The 20,949-nt window shown below is 55.0% G+C and carries 16 protein-coding genes; 11 read left to right on the forward strand and 5 right to left on the reverse strand.

Going from position 1 to position 20,949, the window contains the following annotated elements:
- From JIN87_RS25885 to JIN87_RS25920, 8 genes are all read left to right on the forward strand, one after another.
- A partial coding sequence (locus tag JIN87_RS25885; protein WP_267909450.1) for an aspartate aminotransferase family protein occupies positions 1–1,251 on the forward strand: 1,251 nt, incomplete at its 5' end.
- Positions 1,252–1,286: 35 nt separating this feature from the next.
- Positions 1,287–2,231, forward strand: coding sequence for an ornithine carbamoyltransferase (gene argF / locus JIN87_RS25890; protein ID WP_200359209.1), 945 nt, complete (start codon positions 1,287–1,289; stop codon positions 2,229–2,231).
- Between the two features lie 178 nt (positions 2,232–2,409).
- Positions 2,410–3,639, forward strand: a complete 1,230-nt coding sequence (locus JIN87_RS25895; RefSeq protein WP_200359211.1) for an argininosuccinate synthase — start codon at positions 2,410–2,412, stop codon at positions 3,637–3,639.
- Between the two features lie 209 nt (positions 3,640–3,848).
- Positions 3,849–5,102, forward strand: coding sequence for a TAXI family TRAP transporter solute-binding subunit (locus tag JIN87_RS25900; RefSeq protein ID WP_200359213.1), 1,254 nt, complete (start codon positions 3,849–3,851; stop codon positions 5,100–5,102).
- A 246-nt stretch (positions 5,103–5,348) separates the two neighbouring features.
- Positions 5,349–5,855 (forward strand): hypothetical protein, encoded by a 507-nt coding sequence (locus JIN87_RS25905; RefSeq protein ID WP_200359215.1) that lies wholly within the window; start codon positions 5,349–5,351, stop codon positions 5,853–5,855.
- A 23-nt stretch (positions 5,856–5,878) separates the two neighbouring features.
- Positions 5,879–6,574, forward strand: coding sequence for a PspA/IM30 family protein (locus tag JIN87_RS25910; RefSeq protein WP_200359217.1), 696 nt, complete (start codon positions 5,879–5,881; stop codon positions 6,572–6,574).
- Positions 6,571–7,245, forward strand: a complete 675-nt coding sequence (locus tag JIN87_RS25915; protein WP_200359219.1) for an OB-fold-containig protein — start codon at positions 6,571–6,573, stop codon at positions 7,243–7,245. Before JIN87_RS25910 ends, JIN87_RS25915 begins: the two co-directional genes overlap by 4 nt.
- A gap of 4 nt (positions 7,246–7,249) precedes the next feature.
- The gene (locus tag JIN87_RS25920; protein WP_200359221.1) at positions 7,250–8,968 is read left to right on the forward strand and encodes a flotillin family protein; all 1,719 of its coding nucleotides are present in this window, start codon (positions 7,250–7,252) and stop codon (positions 8,966–8,968) included.
- 124 nt (positions 8,969–9,092) lie between these two features.
- On the opposite strand, the gene JIN87_RS25925 is transcribed toward JIN87_RS25920, so the two are convergent.
- Positions 9,093–10,715, reverse strand: a complete 1,623-nt coding sequence (locus tag JIN87_RS25925) for a S8 family peptidase (RefSeq protein ID WP_200359223.1) — start codon at positions 10,713–10,715, stop codon at positions 9,093–9,095.
- Between the two features lie 97 nt (positions 10,716–10,812).
- Between JIN87_RS25925 and JIN87_RS25930 the strand changes: the two genes are divergently transcribed.
- Positions 10,813–11,919 carry an AAA family ATPase gene (locus JIN87_RS25930; protein ID WP_200359225.1) on the forward strand — a complete coding sequence of 369 codons (1,107 nt, stop codon included), beginning with the start codon at positions 10,813–10,815 and terminating at the stop codon, positions 11,917–11,919.
- Between the two features lie 261 nt (positions 11,920–12,180).
- Here the strand turns inward: JIN87_RS25930 and JIN87_RS25935 are convergent, their stop codons facing one another.
- The 3 genes from JIN87_RS25935 to JIN87_RS25945 form a co-directional block, all read right to left on the reverse strand.
- Positions 12,181–13,527: an ABC transporter permease gene (locus JIN87_RS25935; RefSeq protein ID WP_200359227.1), complete on the reverse strand. Its 1,347-nt coding sequence runs from the start codon at positions 13,525–13,527 to the stop codon at positions 12,181–12,183.
- A 64-nt stretch (positions 13,528–13,591) separates the two neighbouring features.
- Positions 13,592–14,512: an ABC transporter ATP-binding protein gene (locus JIN87_RS25940; RefSeq protein ID WP_200359229.1), complete on the reverse strand. Its 921-nt coding sequence runs from the start codon at positions 14,510–14,512 to the stop codon at positions 13,592–13,594.
- A 198-nt stretch (positions 14,513–14,710) separates the two neighbouring features.
- A complete protein-coding gene (locus JIN87_RS25945) occupies positions 14,711–15,367 on the reverse strand; it encodes a tetratricopeptide repeat protein (RefSeq protein ID WP_200359231.1) in 657 nt (218 codons plus the stop codon).
- Positions 15,368–15,639: 272 nt separating this feature from the next.
- Between JIN87_RS25945 and JIN87_RS25950 the strand changes: the two genes are divergently transcribed.
- Positions 15,640–19,611 (forward strand): PAS domain S-box protein, encoded by a 3,972-nt coding sequence (locus tag JIN87_RS25950; protein ID WP_200359233.1) that lies wholly within the window; start codon positions 15,640–15,642, stop codon positions 19,609–19,611.
- A 29-nt stretch (positions 19,612–19,640) separates the two neighbouring features.
- Here the strand turns inward: JIN87_RS25950 and purU are convergent, their stop codons facing one another.
- Positions 19,641–20,501, reverse strand: coding sequence for a formyltetrahydrofolate deformylase (gene purU / locus JIN87_RS25955; protein WP_200359235.1), 861 nt, complete (start codon positions 20,499–20,501; stop codon positions 19,641–19,643).
- Positions 20,502–20,660: 159 nt separating this feature from the next.
- Between purU and JIN87_RS25960 the strand changes: the two genes are divergently transcribed.
- Positions 20,661–20,879 (forward strand): hypothetical protein, encoded by a 219-nt coding sequence (locus JIN87_RS25960; RefSeq protein WP_200359237.1) that lies wholly within the window; start codon positions 20,661–20,663, stop codon positions 20,877–20,879.
- The last annotated feature ends 70 nt before the right edge of the window (positions 20,880–20,949 follow it).

Genomic DNA, 20,949 nt, shown 5'->3' on the forward strand with positions numbered 1-20,949 from the left:
CACCGCGCTACCAAATATCACATCATGACTACACAAAACACCGAGCAGCTATATAAGGATAACGTTCTCGGCAATTACGGATTGCCGCCAATCACGTTCACCCGTGGCCGCGGCGTGCGCGTGTGGGACGATGAGGACAAAGAGTACATCGATTTCTGTTCTGGAATCGCTGTGCTGACCTTGGGTCACAGTCATCCAAGACTCGTATTCGCTATCCAATCACAAGCAGAGAGCCTGATTCATGTCAGCAACCTCTACCGCAACGAGAACCAAGCCAAGCTTGCAGCAAAACTCAACGAGCTTGCAGGTGGTGGCGGAAAAGTCTTCTTCTGCAACAGTGGCGCGGAAGCCAACGAAGCTTTGATCAAACTCTCTCGCCTTTACGGAAAATCCAAGTCAGGCGAAGAGGCGAAGCAGTACAAAGTGCTCGTCGCTGAAAATGCGTTCCATGGGCGGACCTTTGGTGGCATGAGCGCGACGCCTCAGGAAAAGATTCAAGGCGGTTTCAGACCTTTGGTTGCTGGCTTTGAAGCAGCTCCGCTTAATGACCTCGAAGCATTTGCGGCCAAGGTGGACGACTCCACTTCTGCGATTTTCGTCGAAACCATCCAAGGCGAAGGTGGCATCAATCCAACTTCCATCGAGTTTCTGCAAGGACTCCGCAAGCTTTGTGACGAGAAGGGAATTCTCCTGCTCATCGACGAAGTTCAGTGTGGAGCCGGACGGAGCGGTACCTTCTTCGCGTTCGAAAAAGCAGGCATCCGCCCGGATGCGATCGGCATGGCGAAGGGCCTTGGCGGTGGCGTTCCGATCGGTGCGGTTTGGATCGACGACAAGCACGCCGGTCTTTTCGGTCCTGGCTCGCATGGCACGACTTTTGGCGGTACACCGCTCATCTGCGCAGCCGCGCTTGAGACGATCTCGGTTTTGGAAGACGAGAAGCTCCTCGCCAATGTGACAGAGAACGGAGCCTATTTTCTGGAAAAACTTGAAGAGCTAAAAGCTACTTACCCTGACTACATTTTAGATGTGAGGGGAGAGGGCTATATGCTCGGTATCCAAATTGCGGAGCTTCCACTCGAAATGGTAGTGAAGTTCCGTGAAGCTGGATTGGTCATTCCTCCAGCTGGTGGAAACGTGCTTCGTTTCTTGCCTCCTCTGATTGCGACTAAGGCAGACATCGATGCTGCTCTTGAAATTGCGAATCAGGTTATTTCATCCCGTGTCGCTGAATTAGCGGCAGCCGTGTAATTGATCCCCGAATACCCGAAACCAACACTTAATTCATGCAACACTTTCTAAAAGAAACGGACCTGACAGTTAATCAGGCAGCTGAGGTTTTCTCGCTGGCTCACGCTCTCAAGCAAGGTCGCGGCAAGCACACGCCTCCGACTCTCAAGGGACAGACTTGGGCGATGATTTTCTCCAAGTCCAGCACCCGTACACGAGTATCTTTCGACGTGGGCATCCACGAGCTCGGCGGTCATCCGATCTTCCTGAACAAGAATGACATTCAACTCGGTCGCGGTGAGTCTATCTACGACACAGCGAACGTTCTGTCGCGTTTTGTGCATGGCCTCATCATTCGGACCTACGACCAGTCTGAGATCGAGGAAATGTCCAAGCTCGGCAGCATCCCGGTGATCAACGCGCTCACCGACTACTTGCACCCCTGCCAAATTTATACCGACGCCTTCAGTATGGCTGAGCGTTGGGCGGACGGCACGAACTTCATGGAATCGCTCAAGGGCAAAAAGCTCGCCTACTTCGGCGACACCGCCAACAACATGGCGAATTCTTGGATTCTCGGTGCGGCCATGTTCGGCATGGAGCTTGTGCTATCTGGTCCAGAAGGCTACGAGCCAGGCGAAGACATCAAGGCGACTCTCGCAGAGAGTGGACATGCTCCCACTTGGAGTTTCACAACTGATCCCGAAGCAGCCGCTAAGGATGCCGATGTTCTTTACACCGACACTTGGGTGAGCATGGGCCAAGAAGAGGAGTCAGCCGAACGCATTGCCGCCATGAAGCCTTACTCTGTGACTTCTGACCTGATGAAGCTTGGGAAGTCCGACGCTCTCTTCATGCACGACCTCCCAGCCTACAAGGGCATGGAAGTCCAGGAAGACGTCCTCTACGGCAAGCAATCCATAATTTTCGACGAAGCCGAAAACCGTCTCCACACCCAGAAGGCGATCATGTCTGTCCTCGCCGAAGCGAATAAGAGGTAATTTCTCCTGGAGGGCAACGTGTCTTCGCTCCGCTCGAGTGTCGGCAAAGCCTCGGTACTGTCGTTGCCGCGACAACCCGATTTGAACAAGCAACGACGGAGCGTTGCCCTCCTATTAAAAATCTTAGTGACCTTCGTGCCCTTCGTGGGCAAAAAAGGAAGCAACAACTTTAACCACTATGAAAATCGTACTCGCATACTCGGGCGGCTTGGACACATCGGTCCTCGTTCGCTGGCTCAAGGATCACTACAACGCGGAGATCATCACCTTCGCTGCTGACGTCGGTCAGGAAGAAGAGCTCGACGGTCTCGAGGAGAAGGCGAAGGCCACTGGCGCTTCCGCTCACTACACCCTCGATCTGAAGGATGAGTTCGCCAAGGACTACATCTACCCGATGCTGCGTGCGAACACCATTTACGAAGGCCAGTACTACCTCGGCACTTCCATCGCTCGCCCGCTCATCGCCAAGGCACACATCGACCTCGCTCGCAAGGTGGGCGCAGACGCGGTTGCTCACGGCGCGACTGGCAAGGGTAACGACCAAGTACGTTTCGAGCTCGGCTACGCTGCCCTCGCTCCCGATCTGCAAATTATCTCCCCTTGGAGAATGCAGGTTTTCCGCGACGCTTTCCCAGGTCGCACCGAGATGATCCAGTATTGCGCGGACAACGGCATCGACGTGGAGGCTTCCGCTTCCAAGCCGTACTCCATGGACCGCAATTCTCTGCACATCTCTTACGAAGCCGGTATCCTCGAAGATCCATACTTCGACCCGACTACTCCGGAAAACAAGTCCATGTACAAGCTCACCGTCGATCCTGAAGATGCGCCGGACGAGGCTCAGTACATCGAGCTCGATTTCAAAAAGGGCGACTGTACCGCGATCGATGGCGAGAAAGTCACTCCAGCAGAAGCGGTTTACAAGCTGAACAAGATCGCAGGTAAGCACGGCATCGGTCGTGTCGACATCGTGGAAAACCGTTTCGTTGGCATGAAGAGTCGCGGCGTGTACGAGACACCAGGTGGCACCATCCTCATGATGGGTCACAAGCAAGTCGAGTCGCTCACTATGGACCGCGACCTGGAGCACTTGCGCGATGGCCTCATCCCGAAGTACGCCGAACTCGTTTACAACGGTTTCTGGTTCGCTCCAGAGCGCGAAGCTCTCCAAGCCTTCATCGACAACAGCCAAAAGAGCGTCACCGGCACCGTTCGCCTCAAGCTCTACAAGGGTAACGTCACTACAGTCGGCCGTAAGTCACCATACTCCCTCTACGACGAGGATGTGGCTTCCATGGAAGGGGTTCAGTCCTCCTACAATCCAGACGATGCCACTGGCTTCATCCGCCTGCAAGGCCTCCGTCTCCGTGCCCGCTACAACGCTCAGAAGGAATTCATCGAGCAGTAATTGATTCACGGATACGTTTTTAATTTCATGAAGCGGAACCTTTTCGGAGGTTCCGCTTTTTTGTGTCGATGCGGCAACGATAGAATCTCGGCTCCCCTTTGGGCTTCCGTGTTGGGCTTGCTTCTGTCAGGTTTTGCTCAGCTATGTTCACGAAGTCGTTTTTCAAAGCGAACCTTTGGCTGTTCGCTGTCGTTACCCTGTTGATTGTTGTGCTTTTTCAATTCGTGGATCCCGCTCCACCAAGGGAAATCACCTTGGCGAGTGGAAGTGAGACTGGACGTTACTTCGAGTTGGCTAAACGACTGAAGTACGAACTGCGCAAGGAGGGAGTGACTCTGAATATCCTTAACACCGCTGGTTCGGAGGAAAACTTGAAGCTGCTGACAACTGAGGCGAGCCCGGTATCGATCGCTTTTGTACAAAGCGGGATAGAGGACGTCTTCGATGCGGGCGAGAGTCAGTTGAAAGGGTTGGCTAGCCTTTATTACGAACCCATATGGCTGGTGTATCGAAAATCGATCGAAGTGGAATTGGTTTCGGATCTCAGAAACCGGAAGATCGCTGTAGGAGAGCCGGGTAGCGGAACGAAAGCGGTTGCCCAGTTTTTGTTGAACGAGAATGGACTGCTCTTTGGGGCGGGAAATACGGAACTGGTGGAAGTTGGCGGAGAAGATTCGGTCGCCCTCTTGGAGTCGGGAGAGATCGATGCTGCCTTTTTTATGGTGTCTGCGGAGAGCGATATGATTGCTCGTCTCATCGGAATGGAAGGATTCGATTTCCTAGATATGCGGCGACATGAGGCGTATCGGGCTCGCTACCGTTCGCTATCAAGTGTGCCGATCACTGAGGGCTTGCTCGACCTCAAAGAGAACCGCCCTCCCGAGGATCGGGTCGTGCTGGCAGCTGTCGCAACCCTAGTGGTCAACGATCAGTTTCACCCCTCCCTTACTCCCATCGTCCTGGAGTCGTTAAAGAGAGTTCTCGATGAGGGAGGTGTCCTGGAGCATCGAGGCGAGTTTCCGTCCCGAGACAACGTGGGATACGCGCTCACGAAGGAAGCGGAGCACTATTTTGAGTACGGCCCACCTTTTCTGCTTCGCTTTATGCCCTTTTGGGCGGCGTCATTGGTCGATCGACTCGTGATCCTCGTGATCCCGCTGCTTGTGATCCTCATCCCAATGGCGAAGTTGGCCGGTCCGGTTTATCGATGGCGGATTCGTTCGCGAATCTATTGCTGGTACAAGTTTTTGCGGGAAACCGATCAGAAAATCATCGGTGGTACCATCCAGGAGGATCTTGATACCGAGCGTATGCGGCTCAAGAAACTCGAAGACGAGCTCGCTTCCGTCGATGTGCCTTTGTCCTACTCCGACGAACTCTACCATCTTCGCCAACATGTCGAGTACGTGTCCCGGCGATTGAAAGCGATCGAGTCAGAACATCCTGGTTCGGAAAAGAATTAGGACATTTAGACCGGAGGCGAAACGAGAAAGCTAGGATTCGGGCTGAGTTGGGCGGGTGCTTGGATAAAATTTGCTTACAAGAAGTGTTAAGTAAATTTCTGTATTAGAGTATCGTAATATGTCTTGACTGGTTATGTTTGTAGAATAATTATACGTAACCTCGGATTCTTATTCGGGGTATCCTCTCTTGAATGTGATGTCGCTCTCTGGTGAGCGGCATTGGAACAGAAATAACCCAGACCCATTGTGAGCGAAAACAAAAGCACAGTCCCGATTAGCGGGCGCGTCAGCGTGGACGACTATCAGTTTTTGATGGAGTACCCGATTTCTGGGAAGGTGACTGCGAGTGAGAAGCTTCGCTATGTAGTGTCCTTCTTCCGCAGCTATCACGAAAGCCAAAAAAACTATGAAGAAAGCGTGGTAGAGCTGAACCGGCTGCTCGAGCCGTCGCGCAAAGCCTTAAAAAAGGCGGAGCTCGATACGAGTTCCTCATCGGAATTTATAGACCGGATTCTCCAGGTCCTACCTGAGATGTTGGCGTTGTCGATTACCCTTAACCTTCCCAAAAAAGCCGATAAACAGCTGCCCGCTTTGTTGGCCTTTGAGGACCGGCAGCTGAAGTCCGTAATGGGGCTCATCGAAAGTGTGCTGCGCATGGGGCTCACAAGCCAGTCTCCCACTTACAACCCGACCGTGCTTCGCGATAAGATGGATACCATCCGCGAGCTCGTTGAATTAAGTCAGAAACCCTAAACCTTATTCACCCAAAACAAAAAATGAGAGATAGCATTGCTAGCCGTATTGGCAGAATAATTACAGGAACCGCTAACTCGATCGTCTCAAAAATCGAAGGCTTAGCGCCGGAGGTCGTCTTGGAACAGGCGATCACCGAAGTGGATGGTGTGCTCGACGAAGTACGAGCAGAGCTCGGAAACATCACTGCACAAAAGCACCACGTATCCAAGACTATGGCACGACTCAACCAAGAGCATGCCGAGCTAGAGGAGCAGGTGGTAACGGCTTACACGCAGGGACGTAAGGATCTCGTAGAGTCAGCCCTTGCTCGCCAGACGGATATCGAAGACCAGCTTCCTGCTCTAGAGGCGCAGCTAGGTCGCTTGTCCACTCAGGAAAAGGACCATAACCAAGCTCTTACCGGACTCATCGCCAAACGCAACGAGATGGAGGATGAGCTACAGGAGTTCATCGATAGCAGAAAGCAACAAGCCATCAGCTCCGATGGCGAAACGGTTCCAGCTGGAACGGACTCGGCCCTCTGGAAAGCCCAGCAAGCGGAGAACGCGTTTTCGCGAGTGATCCATCGGACGACCGGCATCAATCGCAGCACGCTGACTTCCAATAGCAAGGAAAGCGCGAAGTTGGTCGAGCTGGCGAACCTAAGCCGTAACGCAAAAATCGAAGCGAAGATGAAGGCGCTGGAAGAACGCGTCGCCTCTGAAGACAAATCATGATCGAAAACGCCCTAGCACCCGAGAACTTCCTCTTCCTCATCGCGCTAGGATTGTTTCTCCTCATCTTCCTTGTACAGGCGGTTAGCGTGTTGTTCGGGATGGAGCCTTTTGGTTTCCTCGACAGCTTGCTGCCTGATATCGATATCGAGGTCGATACAGATTTGAACCTTGGGGATGTGTCGCCTGGTTTTATGGAGAGCGTCATGTCGATGCTCAAACTGGGCCGTGTTCCATTTGTATTCACCTTTATCTTATTCCTTTTCTTTTTCTCGCAAATTGGCCTCTACAGCCAAATGGCGATGATGGAATTTTCCGGACACCGCCTTCACTGGTTTTTGGCTTCTGGAGCATCGTTTGTAGTTTCGCTACCACTACTTCGATTTGGAAATGGAATATTGGAGAAAGTCCTTCCCAAGGACGAAACTGCTGCGATCTCAACCGAAACGTTTATAGGTCGCATGGCGATGATCACGATTGGCAAAGCGACGCATGAGCGTGCTGCGGAAGCGAAGGTCGTTGGTCCAGACGGGAAGACACACTACATAAGCGTTGTCGCGGACAATGAAGGGAAGACCTTCGCCCAAGGCGACAACCTGCTCATCGTCGGCCGTAGAACGGAAGGCATTTTTACAGTAATCGAAAACAGGAATCCACTCTTAGAAGAAGAATAAAATTATGGATATATCTACCCTATTGATGCCAACGGTCTTGATCGTTGTTTTAATCCTCACCTTCCTTTTCATCCTTTCGCGTTTTTATCGTCGCGCGAGCAAGGAAGTCGCCTTCGTCCGGACCGGAATGGGAGGCGAAAAGGTGATCCTTGATGGTGGCGGTCTCAAATGGCCGGTGTTCCACGAAATCATCCTCGTCAACATGCGTACCTTGCGCCTTCAAGTGGACCGCAAGAATGAAGAAGGTCTTATCACCGCGGACCGTATGCGTGTGGATGTTACAGCTGAGTTTTACTTGCGTGTTAAACCGGAAAAGGAATCGATCGCAAAAGCGGCTCAAACCTTGGGTGAACGTACTCTGGAACCGGAACGTTTGAAGGAACTCCTGCAAGGTAAGTTCGTCGATGCGCTCCGCTCGGTCGCTGCGGGTCTATCCATGGAACAACTACACGAGCAACGTGCGGAGTTCATTCAATCTGTACAGGAGTCTCTAAGCGAAGACCTTCTCAAGAACGGTCTGGAACTAGAGTCTGTATCACTGACTGCTCTTGACCAAACCGGTAGGGAATACTTCAAGGAAGACAATGCCTTCGATGCTCAAGGTCTTGCGAAGTTGACCCTCATCACCGAGTCGAAGCGTGAGGAGCGAAACCGGATCGAGCAGGAAGCTCGTATCAAGATCGAGAATCAAAACCTCGATGCTGAGAAGCAAAGCTTCGAAATCAAGCGTGCGGAAGAATTCGCGCGTCTAGATCAGCAGCGCGAAGTTGAAATGGCGACCGCTCAGCAAGAAGCTCGTATCAAAACGGAAGACGCCATTCGTAAGCGTGAAGCGGAAGAGGCTCGAATTACTGCGGAACAAGCGGTGAAGGAAGCCGACATTTTTTCGCGACAAGCTGTAGAAGAAAAGGATATCGAGGCGAAACGCCGTATTGAAGAAGCGGATATTGCTCGTAGGCGTTCGGTCGATGTAAGCGGCCAGGAAGCAGCTATTGTTGTTGCGAAAAAGTCTGAGGAGAAGTCGCAGGCGGAAGCGGAAGCGGCCAAGGCGCGCGCTACTTTTGTTAAGGAAGAAGAGCAGGTTGTTACTGTTCGCCAGACAGCGGTTGCAAGTCGTGATAAAGAGATCGAGCTGATCAAGGCCCGTGAGGAAGCTGAGAAGCAAGCGATCGACGTGACGGTGGCAGCGGAAGCGGAAAAGCAGGCGGCTACCGATAAGGCGGAAGCGGTTCTCACGGAATCCCGTGCTGCGGCGGAAAAGATCCGCATCATTGCGGAAGCGGATGAGAAGCGACTCGAAGTTGAGGCCTTCGGTGAGAAGGCGATCAATGAAGCGAAGAACATCCTTAGTTCCGAACTCATCAGCTTCGAACTTCGCAAAATCCTCGCTCAGGTTGCTCCGGAAATTATGGAGGCTAGCGTTAAGCCAATGGAGAAAATTGATAGCATCAAGATCCTCCAAGCGAATGGTTTCGGTGGCTCTAATGGTGGTAGTTCAAATGGGACTACGCCCCACGGATCGAATGGTGGAAGTTTGCCGAACCAACTGGTTGACGCCGCTCTCGGTTACCGGATGAACCTTCCGCTAGTGGACAAGATGCTTGAGGAGCTAGGGCTCGACCCGAAATCGGCTGAAGGGCTGAGCGCTTTGATCAAGGAACGTGGCGAGGCGACGGTCGAAGAAACCACGGTTCAAGAGGAGGCGGAAAAGTCTCAGAACTAGCTTCCACAGAGTTAAAATAATTGCACGAAAGCGGAACCTGATTCGGGTTCCGCTTTTTTGTTTGTAGTTGATCGGGATCGATGCGGCATGTCACGAGCGACAGCTCTACAAATTGTTTTGCTGGTTATGGGGTGGGGGTGTCGAGGCGGAGTTGGATTCGTTTCTGATCGTTTTCCGAGACGGTGTCGGACGTTTGTGGCCCTGTGCTTGTGTTCGCTTCTATGGAGTAGCCTACTTCGCTCGTGAGTTCGAGTTCGGTCAGGTTGATGGCGTGGCTGGCTGATTGGCCGGGATCAAGCTGCCCTAGGTAGATTGATTGAGGGACGCCGTTGGGGAGGACAAACTCGACGGAGGCGGTTGGGATAGACTCTGTGCCGCGGTTTTGGGCAGTGATGTGTACCGTGTATTGACCGTGCTGGGTGGGAGTTGGATCGAGGTAGATATCGGCTAATGCGAGGTCGGTGTAGTTTGTATGAGAATCTAAACTACGCTGTAAGTCGATGTATCCCAGACCCGTTTGCGGGTCTGCACCTGGTAGCCCGGAGTCGTTAGCGTTTGCAAGGAGCAGAGCGGAGGCTTCGCTTGCGGGGATGTCGAGCTCCGAACTGAGGGCGGCGATGGCTCCGGAAACGTAGGGAGCGGAAGCGGATGTGCCGGTGAAGCTGATCCAGTCTTCGTCGTTCCAAGCTGCGTAAACTCCAACGCCTGGGGCGGCGACATCGACTGAATTACTTTGGTTCGAGAAGTAGCTGGGGTGCCCATTTGCGTCGATGGAGCCGACTGCGATCACTGAGTCGTACGCCGCTGGGTAAGGGAGGGCGTTGACTGATTCGTTGCCAGCGGATGCGACGAGCACCACACCATTCTCTGCTGCGTAGTCGATGGCGTTGCTAAGGGCTTGGTTGGTGCCGAAGCTGCCGAGGCTCATATTGAGGATGTCGGCCCCGGCATCGACGGCTTGTACGATTCCTTCTGCTAGCGAGAAGGTGTCGCCGATTCCTTCTGTATCCAAAACACGAATGCCGATCAAATCCGCCGCGGGCGCGATGCCGACCCCATTGTGTCCAGCGATGAGGGAGGCTACTGCGGTGCCGTGGGAAGCGTATGCGGAAGGGGATGCGTTTTCGCCGATATCGTAGCTTTCGATTGTAGACGCTTCTAGCGAGGTGTGTGGACGGATGCCTGTATCGAGAATGGCGATGGTGACGCCTTGGCCGGCGTCTTCGTTCTCGATGGGAACTCGCATGAAATCGAGGGCGGTGTTTTCGAAGGCGGGGCCGTTTTCGCCATCGGGCGCGAGAACAGGGAGGGGTGTGAGTAGAGTGTAGTTGAAGTCGATGTTTGCCCCAGCTCCTCGGAGGTCCTCAGGGTTTGAGGTACGGATGCGGATGGAACGGAGTGTGGCGTTGGCGGCGAGGATTTCGAAATCGCTTTGCCGGGAGTCTAGAAATCTATCGAAGGCTTCTTCGGAATCGAACACGAGAATCGCTTCGTTGGGAATGGCTGCTTCCGGCGGCCGGGAGTTCCTTTCTTCGGAGTTCGGCTCTAGGGTTGGAAGTCGATCGGTTTGTTGAGCCTTTTCAGCCTGCGGTTTTTCGGTGGTTGGGTCGCCGCTTTTGTTCGCCCCCGTTTGGGGTTCGACTCCGAGTTTGAAGTATAGAAGTCCGCCCGCGAATAAGGTAGCGGCTCCGAGCAGGATTGTGCGGAGTCTCGATTTCTTGGAAGGCTGGGTGTTTCCTGTCTTCAAAACTTGAGAATGCGTTTCTCTTTTAGTTGCTTCCAAAAAGTGAAATATCTTTAACTTTTGGTTGCTTCAAGAGAGGGCTATGCTAAGGAAGTGGAGTATGGATAATCCGTTTCAGTATTCGGGGGTTGTCGAAGATGCAGCTTATCTTCCTAGGGCGGAGATCGAGAAGCAGCTTCTGGAGTATGCTAAGAGTCGGCAGAATTTGTTGGTACAAGGGCCACGTCGCGTGGGCAAGACTTCGGTCGTAACGAATACGTTTGAGACGCTTCAGCGGAAGAAAAAATGTTATTTTCTGAAGGCGGACTTTTTCGGAGTGAGCAGTTTGAAGGGGGTTCGTGACATTTTGGCGAGGGCCTTGGAGCAGCTGCCCTTGACGGCGCAGCTCCGCAGGAAGCTGAGCGCTCAGGTTGGGAAGATAACCGGTATGTCCGCCTTCGGGTTCGGAGTGAACTGGCGAGGAACCCAGCGGGAACAGATGGTGGAGGACATTTTGGCGATGTTTGCTGAGATCAACCAGTCTCGGCCTTTGGTGGTGTTTTTCGACGAGTTCCAGTCGCTCTTGGACATGCCGATCGCGGATGAGGTTTTGGGGCGGTTGCGTAGCGAGATCCAACGCCAGCCGAACGTGTTCTACATCTTTGCGGGGAGCGATCGGTTGCGATTGCGAGAGATCTTTTTCGTGGAGAATGGGCCTTTCCTGAAGAGTGCGGCTTTGCTGGAGGTTGGCCTGATCGAGAGGGAGACTTTCATACCGTGGTTGGAGGATCGGTTCGCGGAGGGTAAGCGGAAGGTGGATACGGCAGTTTGGGCCCCGCTTTTTGACTTAGCGAACGATGTGCCAGGGGATGTGCAGCAGTTCTGCCACGCGCTTTGGGTGAAGAGCGATCGTGGGGGCAGGATCGACGCGCGACTTGCGGAGGACGCTCTCAACTACTTGGTAAACATGCAGGAGAGCGCGTTTCTCGATTTCTGGAATTTCCTTTCGGAAAATCAGAGAAAGCTTTTGAGAGGCGTGGCTACGATGCCGGAAGAAGGGCACACATCGAAAGGGTTTCTGGAGCGGGTTCAGTTGTCCTCGAGTTCGGCTTCCAGTAAGGCGATGGATGCGATGCTAACGCGGGGAGCGTTGTGGAAGGTTGGAAACCGTTTCGCTTTTTCCAACCCTGTGATGAAGTTGTGGATACTGAGAAGGGAAGTGTTTTGAGGGTGCGGGATAAGGCAACGACGGTGCGTTGCAGCATTTTCATGCAAGCTTGTATTGCAGTCGGATTGTCAGGGTCTCGCGTTGCTCGACGTAGGGTTCGTTGTACGAACGAAGGATTTGACGGACATATTGCCGAAGGCACCTATGTTTCGGTACGGCGTAGCCGACCTGATGAGTTTTGGTCAGTTTGATTAGGCTCTACGGCAACGACGGTACCGAGGCTCTGCCGACACTCGAGCGGAGCGAAGACACGTTGCCCTCCTAGCGGAAGAGGTCGCCGGTTTTGAAGCGCCAGGAGGAGATGCCGATGAGGGCGAGGGAGATGGCGGCGAGGACGGAGAGTTCTGGAATGAGAGCGAGGAGACCGCTTTCTTCCCAGAGGGCTGCGAGGTAGGATTCGACACCCCAGTAGACGAGTGTGAACTTGCTGAGCATTTGCATGAACTCGGGCATCAGGCTGACGGGGAACCAGGCTCCGCCCATTGCGCTCATGCTGATGATGAGTAGGGTGCCGAAACCTTGAGCCTGTTGTGGTGTTTTGGATACGGATGCGAGCAGCATGCCGAAAGCGGTGCAAGCCGCGGATGCGAAGACGCTCACGACGAAGAGATTTAGGAAGTTGGGGAAGACTTCGACATTGAAAAGGAAGGAGGAAGCGATGAATAGGGTGAGGGCTTGGAGCACTCCCATCAGGGTGTTGAAAATGTATTTGGACCAGAGGATGTGGGTGCGTTTGACGGGCATGGAAAGGAGGCGGAGGAAGAGGCCGTCGTTGCGTTCTTCGAAGAGGGAGGCCGCTGAACCGGTGGTAGCGAAGAGAAGGAACATGATGGCGTAACCGCCGACCATGCGGGTGAGGTAGGGGTTCTTGAGTTCCTTGCCGAAGACTTGGTCTTCTTTGACTTCGATTATGTCTTGGAGGAAGGCGGTTGCGTCGTTGTCTGCTTCGCTATCGGCCGAATCGGGAGAGAGCATGTTGGCGAGACCTTCAAAGCCCATGTTTGCTCGCACTTCCTCGTATTCAGCTTCTTCGTACGAAAGAGTGACGAGAGCTGCGAGGCCGTCGAGGAATTGGGTGTATTTCTCGTCGCCCATGACCTCGCGTTGGTAGTTGTCGAGTTGGCCGGAGAGGAGCTTGGGCAGCTTTGTGTAGACGGCCTTTTGCATGAGGCCGTTGACGATTTGGGATTCTATCTGGTTTTTGGGATTGGAGAGGAATTCCAGTCGGAGTCCGATGCCTTCTTTTTTAAGATAATCCTGGGGGATGATGAGGGCGAAGTTGTAGTGGTGGTCGACGATGCCTTGGCGGATGGATTCTCGGGTAAAGGGAATACGCGAATCGTCTGGTCCGGGGGCGTCGGTGATGAGATGGAGGCCTTCCTCGTTTTCTAGGGCTTGGATGAAGGTATCGGCGGCGGGGTCTCCGGACTCGTTGTAGGCGGCGAGCTTGATGTTGGAAGAGAGGCCGCCGTTGTCGCCCGCGCCGGAAAAGATGTTTCCGACGATGTAGATGACGAAGAAGGGGACGAGGAAGGTGAGCAGGATGGCTGTCTTGTCCTTGAGAAACAGGGTGATGTCTTTTTGCAGGAGATGGAGGATGGTGCTCATGGTGGGAGAGTGGTTCCGGGGGGATTAAGATGATGATTAGGAGGAGGATTAAGATGATGATTGGTTATTCGCGGAGGTCTTTGCCGGTGAGGTGGAGGAAGAGGTCCTCGAGGGAGGGGTGGGCGATTTGGAAGTGGGTGGCTTCGAGGTTCTGCTCTTCGGTCCATTTGAAGAAGCTGGAGAGCTTGAAGTCGGGAGCGGTTTGTAGCTGCAGGGAACTGCCGGTTTGTTGGACGTCGCCGAAGGTGCTGAGGGTGGCGGCTTGTTGGGTGTCGAGGGTGTTGGCCCGAGCGCGAATGAGGTTGGTGCGGGGCAGCTCTTGGAGGAGGGTGTCGAGGGAGCCGACGCGGAGGATTTTGCCGGCGTCGATGATGGCGATTTGGTCGCAGAGTCGTTCGGCCTCTTCCATGTAGTGGGTGGAGTAGACGATGGTCATGCCGGAGGCCTTGAGCTCGAGTAGGGTGTCGAAGATGGCGTTGCGGGACTGGGGGTCGACGCCGACGGTTGGTTCGTCGCAGAGCAGGATCTTGGGTTTGTGCATGAGCGCGGCGGCGATGTTGAGGCGTCGTTTCATGCCGCCGGAGAATTCTTTGACGGGGGATTTCCGGCGTTCGGTGAGCTGGGCGACTTCGAGGGCGTATTCGATTTGCTGGTGCAGTTCCTTGCCGCGGAGCCCGTAGAGTTTGCCGAAGAGCTTGAGGTTGGTTTCTGCGGAGAGCTCTTTGTAGAGAGCTATGTGTTGGGGGGAGAGGCCGATCTTTTTCTTTTGCTCGATGTTGTTGGGATCGAGCTTGCTGTTGTCGAGAGTGAGCGAGCCGGAGTCTTGAGTGAGAAATCCGGATACGATGCTCATGAAGGTGCTTTTTCCGGCTCCGTTGGGGCCGAGCAGGCCGAAGAAGGATCCGGCTTCGATGGAAAGGGAGAGCTTGTCGAGGGCTTGGGTGGAGCCGAAGGCTTTGGAGAGTTGGTCGGCTTGGAGTATCATGGGAATTGGTTTGGGGCTAGGCGTTGGGTGTCTCGTCGCTTGGTACTGGGTGTTGAGTTGTACCCGGGATGGTAGCATGGGTTGCAGGATTTTGGGGAGTGCCGTTCGGCATGTTTGGGGCTAGGCCGTTGGTCATGCGGGCACGAAAAAACGCGAACCGGATTGGTTCGCGTTTCGAGAAAGTGTTTGGTGAAGGTTTTAGGCTTCGGGTAGCTTCTGCTCGATGGCTTGGGCTCGGGTTTTCCAGAAGAAGGCTTGCTCGTCGATGGCTTCGATGAGTGAGCGGGCTGTGACGGCGTCTCCTTCTTCGCTGGCGAGGTAAGCCAAGCGGTACTGGGCTTCGGCTTGCGCGAAGGCGGCTGGGTTGTCGGCGATTGGCTGGAGGAGGCCTTTTGCTTCGTCCGTCTTGTCTTGAGCGATGAGGACGACGGCGAGAGCGACGGTGGCGGCTTCGTCGACAGGGGCTTCGGTGGCTTCGACCGCTTCGCGGTAGTAGCCTTCCGCTTTTGAGTAGTCGCCTGCTTCGAAGGCTTCGTCTCCGAGTTCCTTGAAAGCGAATCCGCTGAGGGCTTCTCCAGATTCGTCGGCGGCCCAAGCGGCCTTGGCGTCGCTATCGTTGGCGGCGGCGTAGCCGTCCTGAAGTTGTTTCTCAGCGCGAGCCTGCATGAACTTGAGGCCTTGGTAGCCGAGGAAGACGGCGAAGATGAAGGCGACGCTAGCGAGGATGGTGCTCTTGTACTTTTCCCAGAACATGATGGCGGAATCCTCGAGATCTTGGATTTCTACCTGGTCTGGGCCGACGATGTTGCGTTCGTCTTTCTTGGGGGCGTTTTTGCTAGAGTTTTGTTTGGCCATGTCTGGAGGGAAAAGGCGCTGTGCGTCTTTGCGCAGGGAGCGTCGGGTGAAATTTGGTAAAAGGCTGTCGAGTGAAAGCGTTTCGCGGTGGATTTCGAGATCAATTTTTGGAGTGGGGCGCGGCGGGGCGCTTTGGAAGGCGCTGAGGATGAGGGCTTGGCGGCGGTTTAGCAGTCTTTTAATAGGCGCTCACCTTGACGAAATCGCTTATAAAGAGGAGTTTTGGGGAGTTTGTTGTCTTTTCCCACCGCTTTTTTCCGAGCTGTTCGCAAATGAGTCAGAGTCCAACAGAGCGAGATCAGGATCTCGATGCTTCGAAGTCGCCAAATGGAAGCCTCGAGCAGTCGACGGTGGATGCGTTGATGCAGACGCTGGATGACCATGTGATCGTGGCGGTAACGGATCCGCGGGGTGTGATCACGTATGCGAACGACCAGTTTTGTCGGATCAGCGGTTATTCGCGGGAGGAGTTGCTGGGTAAGACGCACCAGGTGGTGAAGTCTGGCTATCATCCGGCTTCGTTTTGGGAAGCGCTTTGGGGCACGATCTCTTCGGGCAGGACTTGGAAGGGGCAGGTGTGCAACCGGGCGAAGGATGGCACGCTCTATTGGGTGCAGACGACGATTCATCCGATTCTCAAGGAGGATGGCAGCATCAAGCAATACGTGGCCTTCCGCACGGACATCACGGCTCAGAAGGAGGTGGAGAACAAGTTGCGGCATTCGCAGATGCATCTTCAGGAGGCGTCGCGTATCGCCAAGCTGGGAGCGTGGGAACTGGATTTGGTGGCGCAGAAGTTGAGTTGGTCTTGGACGACGAAGATTATCCACGAGGTGCCGCCGGACTTTGAGCCGGATCTTGCCTCGGCCTTGGAGTTTTATCCGGAAGGGGTGACGCGGGACCGTATCACGCATCTTGTGGAGCGGGCGATGGAGACGGGGGAGCCTTGGGACGAGGAGCTTCAGATCCAGACGCTATCGGGGAAGGTGAAATGGGTGCGAGCGATCGGGCAGGCTGAGATGCTGGATGCCCAATGCGTGAGGCTGTATGGGGTCTTTCAGGATATCGACGACGAGCGTCGCTTGCGCGAGGTGAGCGAGCAAAACGCCTCGTTGCTGCGCAGCATGGTGGATGCGGCGACGGAGTTTGGCGTGATCGCGACGGATAAGGAGGGGACGATCACCGTCTTTAATGTCGGAGCGGAGAAGCTTTTGGGCTACCGGGCGGAGGAGGTGGTAGGCCAGGCGACGCCTGAGCTGATCCACTTGAAGAGCGAGATCGATCGTCGTTCTGCGGAGTTGACGGCGGAGTTTGGCGAACAGGTGGGAGGTTTTGACGCGTTCGTGAAGGTCTCGATTTTGCAGGGGAGCGAACAGCGGGAGTGGACTTACGTGCGAAAGGACGGGAGCCATGTGCCGGTGACTTTGGTGGTGACGCCGATGCGGGGGGCTTCGGGTGAGCACACGGGGTACCTGGGAATTTCGCGGGATATGTCGGCCCAAAAGAAGGCGGAGGGCGAGTTGAAGGAGAGTGAGAGCCGCTTCCGTCGTTCCTTCGAGTATTCGGGGATCGGGATGGCGATCATGACGACCGATGGCGATTGGGTGGATGTAAACCAGGCTTTGCTCGAGATGCTGGGGTATTCGAGGGAGGCGCTGCTGAAGCTGCAGTTCCAGGATATCACGCATCCGGACGATTTGGAATTGTCGGTTCGGATGCTGGACGAAGCGTTGAGCGGGGAGCGTCATCACTACACGATCGAGAAGCGTTATTTCGACGCCCGGGGCGAAGTGATTTGGGTGCGGCTGAACGTTTCCCTGGTGAGGGATTTGGAGGGGAAGCCGGTCAATTTTATCTCGCAGATCGAGAACATTTCCGAGGCGAAGGCGTACTCGCGCGACATCAAGGCGGCGACGGATCGACTGGCTCTGGCGGTACAGGCTGCTGGGGTTGGGATCTGGGATTTGGACCTGGAGAGCGGCAAGCTGATTTGGGACGAGCAGATGTTCGCTTTGTACGGCTGCGACGCCGATTCGTTCGAGGGCGGTTATGGCGACTGGAAGCGGGGGGTACATCCGGAGGATTTTGAAAAGACGGTGGAAGCGGTGGATGCTGCGATCGCCGGTACCCGCGAATTCGATACGGAGTTTCGTATTGTGCGGAAGGATACGGGCGAGGTTCGGCACTTGCGCGCGTTGGCCTTGGTGGAACGCGACGAGGCGGGCGATGCGGTACGCATGGTGGGCACGAACTGGGACGTGACTGCTCCGGTGAAGCAGAAGCAGGCCTTGTTTTCGATGGCGAGGGACGCGGAGGAGGCGAACCGGGCCAAGAGCCAGTTTTTGGCGAATATGAGTCACGAGATCCGTACGCCGATCAATGGGGTGATCGGGATGACGGCGTTGCTGCTGGATTCGTCGGGATTGAATTCGGAGCAGCGCAAGCAGGCGGGCGTGATCAAGTCTAGCGGAGAGGCTCTGTTGGCGTTGATCAACGACATCTTGGATTTCTCCAAGGTGGAGGCTGGCAAGCTGGAGCTGGAGATTTTGGGGTTTGGCCTGCGGGAGACTTTGGACGACTTGAATACGTTGCTTGCTCAGCGAGCGAACGAGAAGCAGCTCGACCTGATTTGCTCGGCGGAGGCGGAGGTGCCGGACTATTTGCGGGGCGATCCGGGTCGCCTACGGCAGATCTTGCTGAATTTGGCGGGCAACGCGATCAAGTTCACCGAATCGGGAGAGGTGAAGGTGCGGGTTTCGCTCGAGTCGAAAGACGAGAAGGAGGCGACGTTGCGGTTTTCGGTGACGGATACGGGAATCGGCATCAGCAGCGACAAGCGTCGGAACTTGTTCACGGAATTCACCCAAGCGGATTCGAGCACGACACGGCTTTACGGCGGGACGGGGCTTGGGCTCGCGATCAGCAAGCAGCTCGTTGCTTTGATGGATGGCGAGATTGGGGTGAACAGCGAGCTGGGCGAGGGCTCGGAGTTTTGGTTTACCGCTAGGTTTCCTTACGAGGAGATGGAGGCGACGGAAGAGGGGTTGCACCAGCTCGAGGGCAAGTCGGCCTTGGTGGTTGTGCACAAGCAGAGCCTTCGTACCGAGTTGTTGGACAGGTTTGAGGAATGGGGGATCAGGGCGGAGAGTTGTTCGCTGGCGAGCGCGGGGATGACGCGTTTGCGGGAGCTGGCCACGGCGGGGAGAGGCGTGGACTTTCTGGTGTTTGATCCGGACGAGAGCGATTTGAGCGTTTCGCGTTTTGTGGACGAACTGAAGGACGCAGAGATTTTCGAGGAGGTGAAGGGGATCGTGCTCTCGAGGGAGGGCGGCTCGATTGAGCCTTGCGGTTTGAAGGAGCTGACTTGTCCGTTTCGCAGGTCGGAGTTGTACAACCTCTTGATTGAGGAGTCGAAGGTCGAACCGGGACCTGAGGGTGAGTCGGATTTCAAGGATATCGCGGCGGAGCATTTTGCGGGGAGAGCGGCGCGTGTTTTGGTGGCTGAAGATAACATCGTGAACCAGATGGTGGTGCGAGGAGTTCTCGGCAAATTCGGGTTGCATGCGGATACGGTGGCGAACGGGTTGGAGGCGCTGGAGGCCTTGGGCCGGATCGCTTACGACTTGGTGCTGATGGATATCCAGATGCCGGAAATGGACGGGATGGAGGCGAGCCGCCGCATCCGGGCTGGAGAGTCCGGCGAGTCGGTGAAGGACGTGCCTATCGTCGCCTTGACGGCTCATGCTCGCCCGGAGGACAAGGAGGAGTGTTTGGCGGCGGGAATGACGGATTATATTTCGAAGCCGGTTGCGCCCAAGGTTCTATTTCGTTTGCTGGATCGCATGTTGCCAAAATCCTCAGGAACCGAAGACGAAGAAGGGTCGGGCTCCGATACTCGCGAAGAGACGGAGGTATTCGACCGGGCGATGTTTATCTCGGGGATGATGGATGACGAAAACCTAGCTCGCGAAATCGCTGAGCTGTCGCTGGTCGACCTTCAGAAACATTGCGAGGGCTTGGAGGAGATCTTTGCCTCTGGAAAGAAGGAGGATTTGTTGCGGGCGACTCATTCGATCAAGGGCGTTTCGGCCCATGCTTGCTGCAACCGTCTCAAGGAGGCGGCGGAGCGCTTGGAGCATGCCCTCAGGTCTGGGAACGAGGAGGAGGTGAGAGGTGGATTCGCTGATTTCTCGGCCCTCCTCGAGCAAGGAATGTCCGCTTTGCGGGGCTTTTTGAAAAGCTAGCCGGTTTTTCCCGCAGGGATAGCGATGGGTTAATCGAATACGACGGTTTTGTTTTCGTAGACGAGGATTCGGTTTTCGAGGTGCCAGCGAACGGCTTGGGCGAGGGTGAGCTTTTCGAGATCGCGCCCTTTGCGCACGAGGTCTTCCACGGAGTTGCGGTGCGTGATGCGGGCTACGTCTTGGTGGATGATGGGGCCTTGGTCGAGATCTGGCGTGGCGTAATGGGCGGTGGCGCCGATGAGTTTTACGCCTTTGGAATGGGCTTGATGATAGGGACGGGCTCCAGCGAAGGCGGGCAGGAAGCTGTGGTGGATGTTGATGACTGGTTTGCCGAAGGTATCCAGGAAAATGGATGAAAGGATCTGCATGTAGCGGGCCATGATGACGAGATCGATGCCTTCCTTTTTGAGCAGGGCGAGCTGCTCGGCTTCCGCGTCCGGCTTGTTGGCTTTCGAGACGGGGATGTGATGGTAGGCGATGCCGTAGCTTTGGGCGACTTCAGCTAGGTCCTTGTGGTTGGAGATGATGAGGGCGATCTCGCAGGGGTATTCGCCCGCTTTCCAGCGGAGGATCAGGTCGTGGAAGCAGTGGTCGAACTTCGATACGAAGATGGCCACCTTGGGCTTGTCGCCCGAGATGGCGACTTTGGTCTTCATGCCGATGGAGTCCCCGAACGACTGGAAGTCTTGGGCGACTTGTTCGGCTTCGTTTTCGTTTCCGACCGACCATTCTACGCGTTGGAAGAAAACGCCTGCTTCCGCGTCGCGGTGCTGGTCCGCGTGGATGATGTTGCCTCCGTTGTCGAAGATCCAAGAGGAGACCTTTGAAACGAGGCCTTTTTGGTCGGGACCCGAGAGGAGGGCTACGAGGCGTTTGGGTTCGGAAGTCATGGTATCGGGTATTCAGAAGGGACAGCCCAGCGGGAGGCAATGCAGGATGTCGGCTTTGGGGGAAAGAATTTACGAATGCTCCTCTGGATCCTCAATCCTCATGAAAATGTTGCATGGATTGACATGACTTTGGAAAGTTTTCTCTATCCTCGCCCTCCTATGACCTCAACCTTCGCCCTTCATCCCGATTTTGACGCTCCGCAATGGAGAGGTTTGATGGAGGAAATATCGGCGAAGATAGCGGCCTTGCCTGATTCCGCTCGGGTTTTGGGAGGGAGAAACGAGCTGTATCGCTTCGAGTTTCAAGGGAGGGAAGTGGTGGCGAAACGCTTTGTGAACCGGGGGCTTTGGAAGTGTTTAGTTCAAGGACATAGTTAACACATGTTAAAGGACATGGTTAACACATTCTAGGCGGGTTCTTGCTCCCCCTGGCCGGCTAGCCGGCCAG

The organism is Pelagicoccus mobilis (genome assembly GCF_016595505.1).
Classification (GTDB): Bacteria; Verrucomicrobiota; Verrucomicrobiia; order Opitutales; family Opitutaceae; genus Pelagicoccus; species Pelagicoccus mobilis.